This is a genomic window from Novosphingobium sp. BAM6, assembly GCF_057784955.1.
Genome location: NZ_JBYNTR010000006.1, coordinates 127,652 through 144,965 on the forward strand (window position 1 = coordinate 127,652; position 17,314 = coordinate 144,965).

Sequence of the window (17,314 nt, forward strand, 5' to 3'; positions counted from 1 at the left end):
GTAAGTGGAGTGCCTTCCAGAAGGGAGGCATTATGGCGCATTGGTATCAGACCCGCTTGGCTCAGGTTGGCGTTCGCGCCGGAGGCCTGATTGTGCTTGTCCTGGCCTGTGTCACCGGAACGATCCTCTATCGGCATGTGCATGCCCATGCCCCGGCTCAGGCCACCATGGGGGAACTGAGCCTGTGCGCGTTGCTGATCCTGTTTCTGGTTATCGGCAACGGCCTGCTTTTCGTCGGCCCCGCGCTCTGGAAGCAAGTCCATGTTCCCGGACGATGGTCGGTTGAATTTCCGGAGCCAACCGTGATGGATCCGCGCCTGTCGGAAAACAATGTGCCTCCGCTTCCGCGCCATGAGCTTACCATCCGGAAATATATGTAATTTATATTTCATATCATGTTTTCAAATCTCGCTATCAAATGCCGATGGGATCTAATTCCGCCTCCTCGAATAGTTCGGAATAACCGGGTATATTTCTTGTGAGGAAGACATGAAGACCATCTCTACGCTTGCTGTCCTGATTGCTGGTATTGCGCCTTTGAGTGCTGCTTACGCTCAGGACAGCCAGCCGCAGGAGCAGAGCACGCCCGATATCACGGCATCGGGATCGGTCGCGCTCACCTCTGACTATCGCTTTCGCGGCGTTTCACAGTCGGACAAGGACATGGCGATCCAGGGCGGCCTGACGATCAGCCATAGGAGCGGGGTCTATGTCGGCACCTGGGCCTCCAACCTGTCGGGCTGGGGCACGTTCGGCGGAGCGAACATGGAACTCGATCTGATCGGCGGCTACAGGACGAAACTGAGCGATCACACGGCGCTCGATGTCGGGCTGACCTGGTATGTCTATCCGGGCGGCGCCGACAATTCCGATTTCGCAGAGCCTTACGTCAAGCTTTCGGGTAATGCGGGCCCTGCCTCGCTGACTGCGGCTTTCTGAGGATCTGCCTTGCGTGGCGCTCGGGAATGGCAGCGGCGCGATGAGGCCGGCATCACGCCGCCTTGCCGCAACGAGCGCCGCAAACGAGGGAAAAGGCGTGCTCAGCCCAGAGCTGGCCGCGCCTTTCTTTGTCCTGTCGGCTTATAGCCCCTCGCCGCCGACCCAGTGGGCATCTGCAAGGTAACGGGCGATATCCCAGGCCTGACGGCGGATGTCCGGGACGGCGATGATCTCCCAGGCCTCCCCCTTGGTGGGAGGCCCGGCAGCGAACAGCCTGGGATTGACCCTGCCGCCTGCATCTCGGACACGGCCGAGCTGGTCGATGTCGATGCCGAGGCGATGCGTGTCCGGCCGCAGCAGCCCTTGCGTCAGGAGAGTGCGCAAGATGGGAACCGTGCACTGCGTCACGTCGCTGTCGGGCCCTGCGCAGTTCAGTACGCGATCGACGGTGATTTCGCGCAGGTCCGTCTCGCCACGCGGGCGGTACGAGATATGCGCGCGGCCATCGGCTTCAGCAGAGCCCGCAAGCTTGCCTGCGACATAGACCAGTCGTCCTTCGTTCTCCAGCTCGTGCAGCCGGCGCGCGACTTGCGGGGCGAGCCGATGGCGATGAATGTCCCAGTAGGGGCGTAGATGCCGCAGGAAGCGCCGCTGCGCAGCCACGTCGTGGCGCCGCCAGAGGTTCTGCGTGAAAGGGCGCAATTCGTCCACGGCGGCGCGCCAATCTACTTCCTTTGCGCGTGCCCGGACCGCGTGCAGAAGCGCTGAGCCACGCGCCTGCGGTTCGGGGACGGGCGACACGGCGGGCCCAAGTTCGGCATGGGCATGCGGGCGCAGACCTCTGCGCGAGAGCAGCGTGATCCGTCCCTTGAATCCGGCATTGTCCAGCGACAACACCATGTCCGCAGCGGTAAGGCCCGTGCCAACCAGCAGGACGTGATCGAGCCTATCTATACCTTTCAACGCACCCGCCTGCCACGGATCGCTCGTGTAGAGAGCGGGTGGCAGGGCACCGAGTGCCGGGTGCGCGACCGGCGGGAAATTGCCGAGCGCGAGCACGAGGCTGCGGGCTTTCTCGGTCGATCCATCGGCCATGGTGACGGCGACGTCACAGTCGGTGAAGCGCACGTCGCAAGCCTCGCCGCGCACGATCCGCAGGCGGGGCGAGTGTCTGGTCGCCGCCTCGTCGAGCAGGTCGCGCAGATAGGCGCCATAGAGCCGACGCGGGACGAAGCGGTTGGCCTCATCCTCGTCCGCGGGGTTCATCCACTTGAGGAAATGGCGGGGATCGTCGGGAAACGCGCCCATGTTGGCGGCGCGGACATTGAGCAGGTGCTCGGCACGAGGGGTTCCGAAGGCAAGGCCGCGCCCCAGTTGCGGCTCGCTGCGTTCGATCAGCACGACATCGACGCCGTTGCGCAGCAGGTTCACGGCGACCAGCGTCCCGGTGAACCCTCCGCCGATCACGGCGACCGGCAGCGTGTGGTCCGATGGGGTGTCGCTCTGCATGTTCTCGGTCATAGCCTTGAACTTACGTGCAAAATATCGAGGCAGGCAAGTGGTGGAGTGCGAGGCAAGGGGTCCGGTCTCGCCTCGTACTCCACCTGTTGCACAAGGATCAGAAGTCCTTGCGCAGCATGACCCCTGCATAACGCTGGTCGTCGCGCGGGACGTAGCGCACGATCCCGGCATAGGTGCCGTTGGCCAGATAGCTCGAATAGTGCTGGTTCAGGATGTTCTTGACGAAGAACCGCAACTGCCAGCCATCATTTGCGCCGAGGAGCGCAGCACTGCCGTTCCAGATGGCATAGGACGGCTGGATCGTGCCCGGCGTCTCGGTCAGCTGGAACTGCGTCTGGCTCTGGAGCGAGACGTCGCTCTGCAGTTCCAGATCGAGGCTGTCGCTCAGCGCAAAGCGATACGAGGCGCTTTCGTAGAGCTTCCACTTGGGCGCATAGGGCAGCGGTTCGCCGTCGATATCGCAGCTGCTGGGCGCGCCGACCGGGCAGTTGAAGTGGATCACCTTGGCATCGGTATAGGCGAGCGAGGTGTTCAGCGACAGGCCGGGGATCGGATGCAGGCCGAAATCCAGCTCGACGCCCTTGGTCTGCACGGTGCCTGCATTGATCAGGCGCGTGACCTGTGCGCCGCCGACCACATCGTTGTAGTTGGCCTGATAGTTCTTGAAGCGCGTGTGGTAGACCGCCAGCGCGAAGGTGATCTTGTGATCGAGTGCCGAGCCCTTGATGCCGCCCTCGAACGAGTTCGAGGTTTCGGGCTTGAGCGCCTCTTCATCCAGCGGTGTCGTCGCGTTCAGCGAGCGCATATTGAAATAGGCGTTGTAGGCCGGTCCCTTGTAGCCGCGCGACCAGGTGAAATAGGTCTGGAGCGTGGGCGCGACATCGTATTGCAGGCCCACGCGCCACGAGTTGCCGTGGCTGGTCGTCGAACCGGACGACTGGTGATAGGCGCGGATGCCCGAGACGTCATAGGCGCTCGAACCGGTATTGTCCGGGTCGTTGGTCGACGTGCGCACGTGGTAATAGCTGAGATCGTCCCAGGTGCTGCGATAACCCGCGATCGCCCGGAAGCGCGAGGTGAAGTTGATGTTCGCCTCACCGAACAGCGCATAATTGTTGTTGGTCACGCCGTAATGCGCCACGCCCTCGACGTCGCTCTCCGCGCCTGAAATCAGGCGGGTCAGATCGCGCGTATAGACCTCGTCGGTCTTGGCGTGGAGGTAATAGGCGCCGACCACGTAGTCGATCAGGCCGCCCTTGGGGGAGGCGAGACGCAGTTCCTGCGAGAACTGGTGCATGTTGACGGTGCCCAGATCCTCGCCTTCGGGAAAGGCGGCGGTCAGCGTGGCAAGGCCGTCGTAGTCCTGATGCTGGCGGTTCTTCCACTCGCGATAGGCGGTGATCGAGGTCACGGTGTACTGACCCAGGTTCAGCACCGCTGTCAGCGATCCGCCATAGTTCTTGTCGGTGACGTTGGTGTTGAAGTCGGTCGCCGCGTCGCGGTTGTCCGTGCCCGGTGTGATACCTTCGGCGGCCAGCACGCTGGCGAGACCGGCGGAGGTGGTGACGGTGCCGGTCGGGTAGGCGATCTGGCTGACGCTCTGGTAGACACCGTTCGAGGTGGTGTCGTGCGAGTGCAGATAGTCGCCCGCCAACGTCAGCGTCAGGTTATCGGTGGGCTTGGCCTCGATCTTGCCGCGCGCACCGTAACGCTCGTAACCGTTGACGTGATCGCCGTTCGTCAGGTTGCGAACGTTGCCGCGATAGTTGGCATAGAGGCCGTCGATGCGTGCGGTAATGCCCGGCGCGATGCCGCCGGTGACGCCTGCCTTCAGGCGATATTCCTGGTCGGTCGTCGCCGTGCCCTCGGCATAGGCATGGAACTGCTCACTCGGACCGGCGGTGACGATGTTGACGACACCTGCCGAGGCGTTCTTGCCGAACAGCGTGCCCTGCGGCCCGCGTAGCACCTCGATGCGCTCCACTTCGCCGACATCGAGCGTCGCCTGTCCGGGGCGGGTGAGGACGACACCGTCCACCACGGTCGATACCGAGGATTCGACACCCGGCGACGTGCTGATCGTGCCGACGCCGCGAATGAAGATCGTGCGGTCCTTGTTCGAGGCGCCATCGCGGAACGAGACCGAGGGCACGATCGCGCTGAGATCCTGCACGTTGTTGATCTGGCGGTCGTTCAGCGTCTGGCCGCTCACCGCGCTGATGGCGATGGGGACGTTCTGCAGCGTCTCGTTGCGATAGCGCGAGGTGACGATGATCTCGCCATTGTCATTCACGCCGGCGTTCGGCTGCTCGCCCTGCGCTGCGGTATCGTCCGCCAGAGCGGGTGTCGCCAGTGCCAGCGGCGCAATCGCAGCGCCCAGCAGCAACAGCGTGCGGGCAAGCGGGCGGGTGTTATCGGTCATTGAAAGCATCTCCCTGATGTGCGCCGACAATACCTAAGTGATTAAGTAGACAAAGATAGAAAATCTATTGCGGCTTGCGGTCCGGCTTGCCCGGAGCACGGTTCGTGTTGTACGGGCTCAGTCTTCGGCGAGGTGGATGCGCGGCATCATCAGCTGGATCCAGCCCAGTGCCAGCAGGTAGGACACCGCAGCAAAGCCGAAAAGCGGCGCGTATCCAAGCCCTGCGGCAAGCACGAGCCCTGCGATCTTGCTGATCGCCATTCCGCCAAGATTGCCGCAGAACGAGCCGAAGCCGGTCACACGGCCGACCTTGGTGGCAGGCGTCACGTCGGCGATCAGGGCGAACAGGCTGGTCGAGAAACCCTGATGGCCCGCCAGCGTCAGGGCCATCAGCCCGACTGCGACGGTATAGCTGGAGGCGTGCAGCGCCAGCGGCACGGGCAGGACACAGAGGGCAGAGATCAGCATCACTGTCTTGCGCGTGCGGTTCACGCTCCAGCCCTTGGCGAGCAGGTGGCTGGAGACGTAGCCCGAAACCAGCGATCCGGTGGCGGAGCCGAGATAGGCAATGGCCAGCGGCACGCCGAGTGCCACGCCGGAAAGGCCGAAAGCGCGGTTGAAATAGTCCGGCATCCAGAACAGCATCAGCCACCAGGTGGCATCGGACAGCACCTTTGCGAGAGCGACGGTCCAGGTCCGGCGTTCGCGCAGGATGCCGGAAATGGGTTGGGTATTACCGGTAGCCTTGCGCGTATCGCCGAAGGATACGCCGCGCGTGCCCAGCATCCAGACCAGCGCCCAGACAAGGCCGATGCCGCCTGCGATGACGAAGGTGGAGCGCCAGCCCCACAGGGCAGCGGCCAGCGGGATACCCAGCGGCGTCAGGATCGCGCCAAGGCTGTTGATGGCATTGAAAAGGCCAAAGCCGGTCGTACGCTTTTCGGGTGGAAAGATCAGCGCGACGGTCTTGATGCCCGCAGGCGTTCCCATCGCCTCGCTTGCGCCAAGCGCGATGCGGCAGGCGATGAACTCGCGAAAGCCGCTGGCCCAGCCATGCGCCATCGCTGCGAGCGACCAGACGGTAACGCCCAGCGCATTGGCGCGGCGCAGACCGAGGCGGTCGACCAGCCAGCCAGCGCCCAGGAATCCGAAGGCGGCAGCACCCTGAAACCACGCCGCGAGCGTGCCGTAATCGTCGTCGCTCCAGTGCAGGTCGGCGGCGATGGTCGGCTTGAGAACGGCGATGATCTGGCGATCCACCAGATTGAGAATGCCCGCCGTCAGCGCCAGCGCGAACAGGAACCGGCGATGGGCCGGAGAGAGCAGGCTGGCCGTTCGCGGGCTTTGCGCCTCTGCGTCGGTCAAGGAAATGGGGATCGCGGTCGTCATGAAACCCTAGCGTAGGCGTAGGGTATCACTGCGACCAACAAAGTTTTTCTACTGATTTGGTGGCATCAATTTGTCGTCCTCCCGGCAGGAACGTGATGTCCGGGCCGGGAGGACGACGAAATCAGGCGAAACCGCCCAGCGGACCGTGGTCGATATGCGGCAGGACGTGGCGGGCGAACAGGTCCGCTTCGGCTGCATGGGGATAGCCCGAGAGGATGAACGCCTCGATCCCCGCTTCGCGATAGGCTTGCAGCTTGGCGAGCACCTGATCGGGATCGCCGACGATTGCGGCGCCGCAACCCGAACGGGCACGGCCGATCCCGGTCCACAGATTGTCCTCGGCATAGCCATCGTCGCTGGCGGTTTCGCGCAAGGCGGCCTGCGCTTTCACGCCCACGGACTGTGAATCGAGCGACTTTGCGCGGATCGCGGCGCCTTCGGCGGCATCGAGGCGCGAGAGCAGGCGGTTCGCGGCGGTTCGGGCCTCGGATTCGGTCTCGCGCACGATCACATGGACGCGGTAGCCGAAGCGCAGGGTGCGACCATATTTCGCAGCGCGGGCGCGCATGTCGGCGATGGTCTCCTTCACCGCCTCCATCCGGTCCGGCCACATCAGGAACACGTCGCAGCCCTTGGCGGCGACTTCGCGTGCGGGTTCGGAGAGACCGCCGAAGTAGAGTGGCGGACAGGTCGATCCGGGCGCGATCATGCGCGGCGGGTCGAGCTTCAGATTCCAGAACCGTCCCTGATGGTCCAGCGGCTGGCCCGAAAGCAGCGTGCGCAGGATCTCGATGGCTTCGGTCGTGCGTTCGTACCGCGCACCGCCATCGAGTGTCTCTCCGGGCATCTCGCTGGAGATCACGTTGATGTTCAGGCGTCGGCCTGCGGTGCCTGCGCCGAGGATCTGGTCGATCGTTGCGATCTGGCGGGCAAGCTGGGCGGGCCACAACTCGCCGATGCGCACGGCCATCAGCAGCTTGATGCGACGCACCTGCGTGGCGATGGCGGCGGCAAAGGCAGTGGTGTCGATACCGAGAGCATAGCCCGAAGGCAGCAGCACGTTGTCGAAACCGCCTTCCTCGGCACTCGTCACGATGTTGCGGCAGTGCTCCCAGCTGGAGCGCAGCATCGGGTCGGGCTGGCCGAGGAACTCGTAATCGTCGTCACACAGCGCCGAGAACCAACTGACCTCACACGGGGGCAGCGCGCTCACGGCAGCGGTTCCCCGCGCGAGGCGGCGAGCACGGCGTACCATTCGCTGGCGGCCCACTCGACCTTCAGCGCATCGCGCGAGGCAAGAATGCGCTCGGGCGTCTGCGAACCGACGATGGGAATCGCGCGCGAGGGGTGCGCCATGATCCACGACAGCGCGGCGGCGGCCGCATCGGTGCCGAACTTCGCGCCCTGTGCAGCAAGAAGTTTGGCGACCGGATCGTCCGAACCGGAGACCAGACGGCCACCGCCCAGCGGCGACCATGCCAGTACCGCAGCCTCGCGCGCCATCGCCTGATCCAGCGTGCCGTCATAGAGTGGCGCGATGCGCGCGGCGGAGAACTCGGGCTGGGTCGAGACGATGGGGAAGGGCAGGAACGCCTGCAGCGCGTCGAATTCGGCGGGGCTGTAGTTGGACACGCCGATGGCCTTGACCTTGCCGCTCGCGACCATCGCAGCCAGGGTCTCGGCAACATCGCGCGGGTGGGTCAGGAAATCGCGGCGATGGATCTGGTAAAGTTCGATCGACGGCAGGCCGAGGCGTTCAAGCGAAATGTCGAGCGCGCTGTTCAGGTAGGCAGGGCTGGAATTATAGGGAACGCCCAGCACGATGCCGCCCTTGGTCGCGATGACCATCTTCTCGCGAAGGTCAGGCCGGGCCGCGAGCGCCTTGCCCAGCAGCAGTTCCGCACCGCCGAAGCCCAGTGCGGCGTCGCAGCCGTAGATGTCGGCGGTGTCGAACAGGGTGATCCCCGCCTCCAGCGCCGCTTCGATTCGGGCGATGATGGCGCCGATATCGTCATTGCCGTCAGCGCGGGCGAGCCGCCACATGCCCCAGGCAATCGGGAAAACGGAAATTCCGCTCTTGCCGAGCGATACGGGATCGGTCGATAGGCGCAAACGCATATCGGATGTCGTGTCGGGCGTCGTCATGGGCGACCACATGGCACAGGGAGTTGTGAAATGGTAGAGACACTGCGTTACGGGATCGTCGGTACGGGCATGATGGGCGTGGAGCACATCCACAACCTCAAGATTCTCGAAGGTGCGCAGATAGTTGCCATTGCCGATCCGGAGCCGGTGTCGCTTGGCTGGGCGCGGGATGCCCTGGGCGCGGCGGGCGAAGGCGTCACCGAATATGCCGACAGCGCGAGCATGATCGCCAACGCCGGGCTCGATGCCGTGGTCGTCGTCTCGCCCAATTTCACCCATCGCAAGGTGTTGGAGCCGCTGCTCGACAGCGACGTGGCGATCCTGTGCGAAAAGCCGCTCTGCACGACGATGGAGGACGCCCGCTGGGTGGTCGAGCGGGCCGAGGCGCGCAAGGCGGCGTTCTGGACCGGCATGGAATATCGCTTCATGCCGCCCGCCAAGGCCTTCATCGAGGAAGTTCATGGCGGCAAGGTCGGACGCCTGCACATGCTCTCGATCCGCGAGCACCGTTTCCCGTTCCTCGTCAAAGTGCGCGACTGGAACCGCTTCTCGGTCAACACCGGCGGGACGATGGTGGAGAAATGCTGCCACTTCTTCGACCTGATGCGCCTCATCACCCGCTCGGAGCCGGTGCGCGTCTATTGCTCGGGCGCGATGGACGTGAACCATATCGACGAGCGCTATGACGGTCGCCAGCCCGACATCATCGACAACAGCTTTACCACGGTAGACTTCGCCGATGGCAGCCGCGCGCTGCTCGATCTGTGCATGTTCGCGGAAGGCGCCGAGCATCAGGAAGAGATCAGCGCGACCGGTGACAAGGGACGGCTCGACGTGCTGATCCCGCCGGGCGATCTGGTCTGGTCGCCGCGCGTTCCCTGGCCGGGGCCCAAGGCGGTGGAGCGCCGGCACGTCGCGGTCGATCAGGCAGCGATGGATGCGGGCTCACACCATGGAGCGACGTTCTATCAGCACGAAGCCTTCGCGCGCGCGGTGCGCGGTGAGGGCGAGGTGCAGGTGACGGCACGAGACGGTCTGATGGCTGTCGCCATCGGTGCTGCGGCGGAACGGAGCGCACGCGAGAAGCGCGTCGTGGAGATCGGTGAAGTGCTGGAAGGCTGAGCCGGGCGGCGTTTGCCGCGCTCCAAGTTTCTGGTTTGCCGCATTTTCCCATCAGGCGATTCTGCCTGATGGGAAAATGCTCTAGCCGCGCAGATTGAGTACCCGCTGACAGGCTCGCTTGATTTCGGCGCGGTGTGTTTCCCAGGATGCCATGATCGTGCGCAAGGCATCCGGGGAAATGGCCTGATCCCGCGTTCGCTTCTGATCGGGCTTTGCGCTGGGTGTCATTCGCGGCTTGTCCTTGCTCGGTTTTTTGAGAGTCATGGGGTCAACGTGATCCTCTTGCGGCAGGTTCCTTAGAGTAGCCTTGCGTCACGGGTTCTTGTCTCTTGCGTCGAGCGTTCCGCCGCATCCGTCGTTTCAGAGACGATGGCGTCGGCCGCCGCGGCATCATGCAGCCGCGGCTGGTCGGTCGCGAAGATCGGAAAGCCTGCGTTCCCACGCCAGGGCATGGGTGACAATCGTCGCCAGATCGTCGTGCCGGGGCGTCCAGGAAAGCGTGCTGCGTATCAGGCCCGTATCCGAAATCAGCGAATCCGGATCGCCGGCACGGCGACCTTCGAGGCGGCGCTCCACGGTCTTGCCGGTGACCTGATCGACCGCATCGAGTACCTCCAGAACCGAAAAGCCGCGACCGTAGCCGCAGTTCATGGTGCGCGATCGGGTGGGATCGGCGATCAGCGCTTCCAGCGTCAGGACGTGTGCGGTGGCAAGGTCGGAGACGTGAATGTAATCGCGGACACCTGTGCCGTCGGGGGTGTCGAAGTCGGTCCCGAATACCGAGACGTGGCTGCGCTTGCCCAGTGCCGCCTCGACCGCGACCTTGATAAGGTGCGTGGCGCCTGCGGTCGATTGTCCGGTGCGCGCTGCCGGATCGGCGCCTGCCACATTGAAATATCGCAGGACACCGGCGTTGAACGGGTGGGCTCTTGCCACGTCTGCCAGCATCGTCTCGGTCATCAGTTTCGACATGCCGTAAGGGTTGATCGGCACTTTCGGACTGTCCTCGCGAATGGGCGATGTGTGGGGGATGCCGTATGTCGCTGCGGTGGAACTGAAGATAAAGTGCGGCACGCCAGCGGCGATCGCCGCATCGATCAGCGCGCGGCTTTTCGCCGTATTGTTGTGATAATACTTCAGCGGGTTCTCGACCGATTCCGGGACGATGATCGATCCGGCGAAATGCATGATCGCGCCGATTCCCTGCTCGGCAAATATCCGCATCAGAAGATCGGTATCCTCGATATCGCCTTCATAGAAAGGGACATCATCGGGAACGGCGAAGCGAAAGCCGGTGGAGAGATCGTCGATCACGCTGACCGGCCAGCCGGCATCGAGCAACGCCAGCACGGCATGGCTACCGATATATCCGGCGCCGCCGGTAACGAGAACGGGGAGTTTTGCGTTGGTCACGGCAACTCTCGAATGACAAGCGGGAATGTTGGCACCTTGGCAAGGAGGTGCCGATGAGTGCCGTTATGTGCTGCCATTTATTGCAGTGCGGCAAGAACTCCGCGTTGACTGGACCGATCGGTGCGACTGGCAGTGCGGCAAGGCGGCGGGAGAGCATTTCCAGAAAAGAGTGCCGGTCTGTTGCGCCAGGGAATCCGACGAAGTGTGCCTGATATCGATACATATTATATGCAGGACTGCTGCAAGGTACGCAAAAGCGCGATCCAGAACATCGGCATTGATGGAATATTTACAATCTGTTCATGTTACTCTCTTGAGCATTCTTTTCGCACTTGCGGCGAAATGCCTTCATCGCAAGGCCGGGCGAGCCCTTTGTATCTAGGCAAGTGTGCGTAATTTTGAAACATTGCACGACGTCGCACATTCACCTGACATGGAAGGGAACCTCCATGGAAAAATTCGACGATCGCTATTCCAACGCATTCATTCGTCAAAATTCAGGTCAATCAAATATAAAGCCTGGAACGGAAATGATTTCGCTTCAAACTTTTGATAATAATTTGTCTAGATTGATGGACGTAATTATTGCTTTTGTGGCATTTATGTTTGTCGTTCCAGTTTTGATTCTGATGTGCATTGCCATCAGTCTTCAGGATCGTGGATGGCCGATTTTTGTTCACTATCGGATTGGTCGTGGTGGCGCGCTTTTTCCATGCCTCAAGCTGCGCACCATGGTCCGTGATTCCGATGTGCGGTTGCGAAAGCTTCTGGAAACGGATGCCGCCGCGCGCCGGGAGTGGGAAGTCGATCAGAAGTTGCGCAACGATCCGCGGATCACGCCGCTCGGTCAGTTCCTGCGCAAGTCGAGCCTCGATGAGCTGCCCCAGCTGCTGAACGTGATCTGGGGTCATATGAGCCTTGTCGGTCCGCGTCCCATCGTGCCGGCCGAGGCTGCGCGTTATGGTCGCTACATGCAGTTCTATTGCGCTGTGCGGCCGGGTATTACCGGACTGTGGCAAGTGAGCGGCCGCAATGACATCGGGTATCGGCGTCGTGTCGCGATGGACACGCTCTATTGCCGGACGCGCACGGTGGGCGGCGATATCTCGATCATGGTGCGTACCATTCCTGCCGTTCTGGTTAGCCGAGGCACGTTCTGAGTATCGCGATGCCAAGCCCCGCCGATGATCGCCGCAAGGTGATCGATGTACTGCAACTCGATCCGTCCCTGTTCACCGCTCCCTACGACGCCGCGCTTTCGCGCGGGCTGATCGAGAATGGCGTGCGTCCGGTGTGGGCCACCCGCCGTCTTCGGCCGTTGGAGGAAGATCTGCTGGCGGCTGCCGACAAGCTTTCGTTCTTCTACCCGTTGACGGATGGTCCCGCGCGCCGGGGCGGCTCTGCCTGGAAGCTGGTCAAGGGGCTGGAGCATGTCTCGGGCTTGCGCCGGTTCGCGCGCGAAGCCGATCGCTTCGATCTGGTGCATGTCCAGTGGGCGGTGCTGCCCCTGCTGGATGTCAGGGTGATGCGTCGTATCCGGCGCGAGCGACCGGTCGTGATGACGGTGCATGACATTCAGCCGTTCAATGGCAAGTCGGTCGGCGTTCAGGGCAATGGCTATGCCGCCGTCCTGAAAGAGGCTGACCGCCTGATCGTCCATACCGAAAAGGGCAGGGAAGCCTTGCTGGCGCGCGGGATCGCGCCGCATCGTATCCATGTGGTGCCCCATGGACCGCTGTCCCTGAGTGCGCGTGGTATGGAGGTTCGCCCTGACGATGGGCGCTGGCGCGTGGTGCTGTTCGGTCGTCTGCAGCCCTACAAGGGGACAGATCGCCTGGTGGAAGCGCTGGGGATGATCGATCCGGCGGTGCGGGCACGGCTCGAGATAATCGTCGCCGGCGAAGCGCAGATGCCGATCGAGCCGATCCTGCAGCGCGCCCGCGAACTGAAGCTGGGCAATGCCTTTTCGTTGAGGGCCGGACGGCTTTCCGAAGAGGATATGGCCGCCTTGCTGCGCAGCGCCGATGCCTTCGTGTTTCCCTATCGAACGATTGATGCCAGCGGGGTGCTGCACATGGTGGCAGATCTCAACCGCTGGTTGATCGCCAGTGACCTTGGCGCATTCCGCTCGATGATCGGCGAGACCAGCGGCGAGCTGGTGGAGCCGGACGATCTGGGGGCGCTGGCGGGGGCTATCGTGCGCTCCATCGGATGCAAGCCAACGCCGCGCGCCGGTGCCTCCATGCCCGGATGGGAGGAAATCGGCGCGATGACCCGCCATGTCTACGAGGAGGCGATCGCCGAGCGACGCCACGCGGTATCGATATGACACGCAGTTTGCTGATTTTGCAGGACAGTCCCGATTTCGGGGGGCATGAGGAGATGTTCCTGCGCTTTCTCCCCGCTATCGTCGCGCAAGGCGGATACGAGCGCATCACGATGCGGCATCCCGCCGCCAACGGCAAACTGGCGGCCCGAATGGCGCCCTTCGCGTCCAGCCGGTTCCGGGTTCAGGGCTGGCGTTTCGCCAAGCAGCGCGCGGAGCCGTATCTGGCTCGTTTCCGGGCCGATTATGCCGCAGCGGTTCGTCAGGTCTATGACGAGGTGCAGCCGACGACCACGCTGTTGCTGCAGGGGCGGATAGAAAACTGCGCCGTGCCCTTGTTCGCCGCGCCGCCGGAAAGCTTTGTGGTGAGCTATGTGCCCATGGCGCACCGGATGCGTGAAATGGGGCGTAGCGGTTTTCCCGGAGACTGGGTGCGCCGCTCGCTCTATCGCCGGCCCGATCGCTTTATCGTACCGGGCAGGGCGGTGGCCGAGCAGGTCCGTGCGGCAGGTGGACGAGCACCGGTCGTGGTGGCCGACAACGTGGTCACGCCGCCGGCTCGGCCTTCGCGGCATGCGGCGCGCGAGGCGCTGGGGCTTGCCAAGGATGCCCGTGTCGCCCTGTTCCTGGGACGACTGGAGACGCGACAGAAAGGGCTGGACACCCTGTTCGATGCCTTGCGCAGACAGGCCACGATGCTGGGCAACTGGACATTCCTGTTCGTCGGGTCGGGCGAGGCCGACGAGGCATGCCGGGAACTGGCGGTGGAGCTTGCAGGGCGCGTCGATATTCGGGGTCTGACCTGGACCGACAACCCGCATTCGGTGCTTGCTGCCGCCGATCTGATGCTGATGCCCTCACGTTGGGAAGGTGTCCCGCTGGTGATGCTGGAGGCGATGACTTACGGCGTGCCGATCCTGGCATCGGATATCGATGTTTTTCGCGATTATCTGCCGGATGCCTGCCGCATCGATTTCGCGGCAGATGATCTGGCTCCGGCCATGGACCGGGTGCTGGCCAGCAACATGGCGTTCCGGATGCAAAGCGCGCAGCGCCTGCAGGAAAGCGCGCTCGATGTGTCTGCTTCCCGGTTCGTCGAAGCGCTCGACCCTGACAGGATGCCCCTATGATCGCCGTTGTCGTCATCCCGACCCTGAACGAGCGCGATCATATCGAGGGCCTGCTCGCGCAATTTCTGACAGAGCCGATCGGCGCTATCGGCGGCATTCTCGTGGCGGATGGCGGCAGTACCGATGGAACCCGCGATATCGTCGAACGTATCGCGCGTGAAGAACCGCGCGTGCAGCTCGTCGACAACCCGGACCGTATCCAGTCCGCCGGGGTCAACCGTGCGGTAGCTCTGGCAAACCCTCGATGGGATGTGATTGTCCGCGTCGATGCCCATGCGGATTACCCGCAGGATTATGTGACGCGTTTGCTCGCTTCGCTGGAGCGGCACGAGGCCGATACGGTGGTGGTGCGGCTGACCACGCGCGGTGTAACGCCGTTCCAGCGCGCGACGGCGGCGGCGCAGAACAGTCGTATCGGAACGGGCGGATCGGCGCATCGCATGGGCGGGGCATCGCGCTTCGTCGATCACGGTCACCATGCCGCGTTCCGTCGCGCGATCTTCGAGCAGGTTGGCGGCTACGATACGAGTTTCGAGGCAAACGAGGATGCCGAACTTGATGCCCGGATCCGCCAGCGCGGCGGGCGTATCTGGCTCGATACGACGATTCCCGTCATCTATTATCCCAGAAAGACCGTGCGAGCGCTTGCGCGTCAGTATTTTCGCTATGGCTCCGGCCGGGCGCGAACCGTGCTCAAGCACGGTGAAAAGCTGAAACTGCGCCAGATGTTGCCGCCCGTCGTTCTGCTGGCGATCTGCGCCAGTGTGGCAGGCGCGCTGATCTGGGCGCCGCTGCTCAGTGTGGCGCTGGCCTACGCGCTGTTGTTGCTTGGCGTGGCGATAACAATGGCCCTGCAGACGCGCTCCTTCTCCACGCTGCTTGCCGCCCCTGCTGCGGCAACCATGCATCTGGCGTGGGGCGCCGGATTTTTACGTCGAATTTTCACAGAACGAGTATTCGCGATGCAACCTGCCGCATCGCGGACCGTTTCCGTGGCCCGATCTACGCGAAACTACGAGGAGCCGGAATGAAGCTTGCCAGAGGGATCCTCGCTTTCAGCGCGTTTGCGCTGTTGGGTGGATGCGCAGCCGACATAGCCAGAACACCGCCCGGCGCACAGGCGGCGGCGCCTTACGTCTACAAGCTGGCGCCTGACGATCACCTGCGGATCAACGTCTATGGTGAGCCCAATCTCAGCGCCGAATATATCGTCAACACCAACGGCGACATCTCGTTCCCGATGGTCGGCGCATTCCACGTTCAGGGCATGACCGTGAACGACGTTGCCACGCAGCTCACGCAGGCACTGACCACGCACTACTACAAGAGCGTGCATCTTGCCGTCGATCTGGTTGCACCACGCCCGGTCTACGTGCTGGGCGAGGTCATGAAGGCGGGCCAGTTCCCCTATCAGTCGGGTATGACCGCGCTGGGCGCGATCGCGACGGCAGGCGGGTTCACATATCGCGCGAACGAGAAGGTCGTGATGATCCGCCATCCCGGTGAGGCCGCCGAGGAACGGGAGCCCTTGACCGCCGATCTGCCCGTCCAGCCGGGCGACACGATCCGGGTGCGGGAACGGAATTTCTAGGTCGCCGGTGTCACGCAACTTCCTGAACCGGCTGACGGTCCTTGCCCATTGCGGGCTGATCGGCGGCGCGGTCTGCTGGCCTGCGCTTGCGCGGGCCGACCAGACCCCGTTGCTCCCGGATGAAACACCGCAGATCGACAAGCGCTATACCGCCGTGTTCGAGCGGGTGCAGCCTGGATACGAACCGGCAGATATTCCGGTCGGATCGCTGCGCCTTGCGCCCTCGGTCGGTATTTCGACGGCGTATGACGATAACATCTACGGCACCGAACAGGGCGCCGAAGGTGACGCAATTCTGGAACTCACGCCCTCGCTGGAACTGCACAACCAGAACCTGCTGAACAATTTCTCGCTGAAGGCTGCGGGCACGTTCGACCGTTATCTCGATCATTCGACCGAAAACACCGACGATTACTCGGTAACGGCTTCTGGCCTGTTCCAGCTCGATCACGCGACGCAGGTGCGCGCGGCAGTACGGGCCGAAAGCGACCATCAGTCGCGACTGGCGGAAGACCTCTATACCCAGACGGTGAAGCCGTTGTCCTATGCCGAGCAGTCCGCCGCGATCGGCATCAGCCACGATTTCGATCAGTTGCGCGTTTCGGCCACGGGCAAATTTGCGCACTTTGGCTGGAACAACGGGACGCTTGCGGATGGCGAGGTGGTCGATCAGCGGACCAGCGACAACACCAGTTACAGGGTCGGCATGCGCGTATCCTACGCGCAGACGCCTTCGCTCGCCTGGTTCGCAAGCCTGGACTACAATACGCGTCGTTTTCCGGTCTCGACCGAGGAGACGCCCTCGCGCGATTCACAGGGCTACGAGGCGCTCGCCGGTGTGACGTTCGAGCCGACGGCCCTCGTGCGCGGCAGCATCAGCGCAGGGTACATCTACCAGAACTTCCGTCTGCCCTATTACAAGAACATCAAGGGCGCAGACTTCAACGTCAGCCTGCAATACTTCCCGACGCAGCTGACCACGATCACGCTCAAGGCCAATCGCGCGGTGCTCGATTCCGGCATCCCGACCTCGGGCGGCTATCTGTCCAGTCAGGCGACCCTGCGCGTCGATCACGAGTGGCTGCGTCAGCTGATCTTCTCGCTCTCGGCGGGATACCAGGTGAACGACTACAGCAACCTCGACCGGCGCGACGGCCGCTTCATCGCGCAGGCCAACGCCCTGTATCGCATCAATCGTTATGCCACGCTGCAACTCGGCTATGCGCGGCTCGACCAGACCTCCGACGGTGCCGACCGTTATCGCGCGTATCAGGACGATCGCGTGACCATCAGCCTGACATTGAGAAGGTGAACGC

14 protein-coding genes and 1 pseudogene are annotated in these 17,314 nt (G+C 63.1%); 9 read left to right on the forward strand and 6 right to left on the reverse strand.

Features of this window, described 5'->3' with window-relative positions; genetic code table 11:
- Positions 1–32 precede the first annotated feature (32 nt).
- Positions 33–380, forward strand: coding sequence for a hypothetical protein (locus AC3EC3_RS15640; RefSeq protein WP_488490523.1), 348 nt, complete (start codon positions 33–35; stop codon positions 378–380).
- A 109-nt stretch (positions 381–489) separates the two neighbouring features.
- Positions 490–930, forward strand: a pseudogene (locus tag AC3EC3_RS15645) (TorF family putative porin); the annotation flags it as partial.
- 150 nt (positions 931–1,080) lie between these two features.
- On the opposite strand, the gene AC3EC3_RS15650 reads toward AC3EC3_RS15645, so the two are convergent.
- From AC3EC3_RS15650 to AC3EC3_RS15670, 5 genes are all read right to left on the reverse strand, one after another.
- On the reverse strand, positions 1,081–2,460 hold the full coding sequence (locus AC3EC3_RS15650) for an FAD/NAD(P)-binding protein (protein WP_488490524.1): 1,380 nt from the start codon (positions 2,458–2,460) through the stop codon (positions 1,081–1,083).
- 97 nt (positions 2,461–2,557) lie between these two features.
- Positions 2,558–4,882, reverse strand: a complete 2,325-nt coding sequence (locus AC3EC3_RS15655) for a TonB-dependent receptor (protein WP_488490525.1) — start codon at positions 4,880–4,882, stop codon at positions 2,558–2,560.
- 117 nt (positions 4,883–4,999) lie between these two features.
- On the reverse strand, positions 5,000–6,271 hold the full coding sequence (locus AC3EC3_RS15660; protein WP_488490526.1) for an MFS transporter: 1,272 nt from the start codon (positions 6,269–6,271) through the stop codon (positions 5,000–5,002).
- 121 nt (positions 6,272–6,392) lie between these two features.
- Positions 6,393–7,484, reverse strand: a complete 1,092-nt coding sequence (locus tag AC3EC3_RS15665) for an LLM class flavin-dependent oxidoreductase (RefSeq protein WP_488490527.1) — start codon at positions 7,482–7,484, stop codon at positions 6,393–6,395.
- On the reverse strand, positions 7,481–8,416 hold the full coding sequence (locus tag AC3EC3_RS15670) for an aldo/keto reductase (RefSeq protein ID WP_488490528.1): 936 nt from the start codon (positions 8,414–8,416) through the stop codon (positions 7,481–7,483). The genes AC3EC3_RS15665 and AC3EC3_RS15670 overlap by 4 nt, the downstream gene beginning before the upstream one ends.
- Before the next feature lie 30 nt (positions 8,417–8,446).
- On the opposite strand from AC3EC3_RS15670, the gene AC3EC3_RS15675 reads away from it, so the two are divergent.
- A complete protein-coding gene (locus AC3EC3_RS15675) occupies positions 8,447–9,538 on the forward strand; it encodes a Gfo/Idh/MocA family protein (protein WP_488490529.1) in 1,092 nt (363 codons plus the stop codon).
- A gap of 390 nt (positions 9,539–9,928) precedes the next feature.
- On the opposite strand, the gene galE is transcribed toward AC3EC3_RS15675, so the two are convergent.
- Positions 9,929–10,951 carry a UDP-glucose 4-epimerase GalE gene (galE, locus tag AC3EC3_RS15680; RefSeq protein WP_488490530.1) on the reverse strand — a complete coding sequence of 341 codons (1,023 nt, stop codon included), beginning with the start codon at positions 10,949–10,951 and terminating at the stop codon, positions 9,929–9,931.
- Between the two features lie 449 nt (positions 10,952–11,400).
- Here galE and AC3EC3_RS15685 point away from each other — a divergent pair, with 449 nt between their 5' ends.
- The 6 genes from AC3EC3_RS15685 to AC3EC3_RS15710 are packed head-to-tail and all read left to right on the forward strand — an operon-like array spanning position 11,401 to position 17,310.
- Entirely contained in the window at positions 11,401–12,111 is a 711-nt protein-coding gene (locus AC3EC3_RS15685) for a sugar transferase (RefSeq protein ID WP_488490531.1), read from the forward strand.
- Positions 12,112–12,119: 8 nt separating this feature from the next.
- Positions 12,120–13,280: a glycosyltransferase family 4 protein gene (locus AC3EC3_RS15690; protein WP_488490532.1), complete on the forward strand. Its 1,161-nt coding sequence runs from the start codon at positions 12,120–12,122 to the stop codon at positions 13,278–13,280.
- A 53-nt stretch (positions 13,281–13,333) separates the two neighbouring features.
- Entirely contained in the window at positions 13,334–14,407 is a 1,074-nt protein-coding gene (locus AC3EC3_RS15695) for a glycosyltransferase family 4 protein (protein WP_488490533.1), read from the forward strand.
- Entirely contained in the window at positions 14,404–15,438 is a 1,035-nt protein-coding gene (locus AC3EC3_RS15700; protein WP_488490534.1) for a glycosyltransferase family 2 protein, read from the forward strand. The genes AC3EC3_RS15695 and AC3EC3_RS15700 overlap by 4 nt, the downstream gene beginning before the upstream one ends.
- The gene (locus AC3EC3_RS15705; RefSeq protein WP_488490535.1) at positions 15,435–15,998 is read left to right on the forward strand and encodes a polysaccharide biosynthesis/export family protein; all 564 of its coding nucleotides are present in this window, start codon (positions 15,435–15,437) and stop codon (positions 15,996–15,998) included. The genes AC3EC3_RS15700 and AC3EC3_RS15705 overlap by 4 nt, the downstream gene beginning before the upstream one ends.
- Before the next feature lie 7 nt (positions 15,999–16,005).
- Entirely contained in the window at positions 16,006–17,310 is a 1,305-nt protein-coding gene (locus tag AC3EC3_RS15710) for an outer membrane beta-barrel protein (protein ID WP_488490536.1), read from the forward strand.
- The last annotated feature ends 4 nt before the right edge of the window (positions 17,311–17,314 follow it).

What these genes read in the sequence shown, in the direction of transcription:
- AC3EC3_RS15640 (WP_488490523.1), top strand. Translation starts at nt 33, where the DNA reads ATGGCGCATTGGTATCAGACCCGCTTGGCTCAGGTTGGCGTTCGCGCC.
- AC3EC3_RS15650 (WP_488490524.1), bottom strand. Translation starts at nt 2,460, where the DNA reads ATGACCGAGAACATGCAGAGCGACACCCCATCGGACCACACGCTGCCG.
- AC3EC3_RS15655 (WP_488490525.1), bottom strand. Translation starts at nt 4,882, where the DNA reads ATGACCGATAACACCCGCCCGCTTGCCCGCACGCTGTTGCTGCTGGGC.
- AC3EC3_RS15660 (WP_488490526.1), bottom strand. Translation starts at nt 6,271, where the DNA reads ATGACGACCGCGATCCCCATTTCCTTGACCGACGCAGAGGCGCAAAGC.
- AC3EC3_RS15670 (WP_488490528.1), bottom strand. Translation starts at nt 8,416, where the DNA reads ATGACGACGCCCGACACGACATCCGATATGCGTTTGCGCCTATCGACC.
- AC3EC3_RS15675 (WP_488490529.1), top strand. Translation starts at nt 8,447, where the DNA reads ATGGTAGAGACACTGCGTTACGGGATCGTCGGTACGGGCATGATGGGC.
- AC3EC3_RS15685 (WP_488490531.1), top strand. Translation starts at nt 11,401, where the DNA reads ATGGAAAAATTCGACGATCGCTATTCCAACGCATTCATTCGTCAAAAT.
- AC3EC3_RS15690 (WP_488490532.1), top strand. Translation starts at nt 12,120, where the DNA reads ATGCCAAGCCCCGCCGATGATCGCCGCAAGGTGATCGATGTACTGCAA.
- AC3EC3_RS15695 (WP_488490533.1), top strand. Translation starts at nt 13,334, where the DNA reads ATGTTCCTGCGCTTTCTCCCCGCTATCGTCGCGCAAGGCGGATACGAG.
- AC3EC3_RS15700 (WP_488490534.1), top strand. Translation starts at nt 14,404, where the DNA reads ATGATCGCCGTTGTCGTCATCCCGACCCTGAACGAGCGCGATCATATC.
- AC3EC3_RS15705 (WP_488490535.1), top strand. Translation starts at nt 15,435, where the DNA reads ATGAAGCTTGCCAGAGGGATCCTCGCTTTCAGCGCGTTTGCGCTGTTG.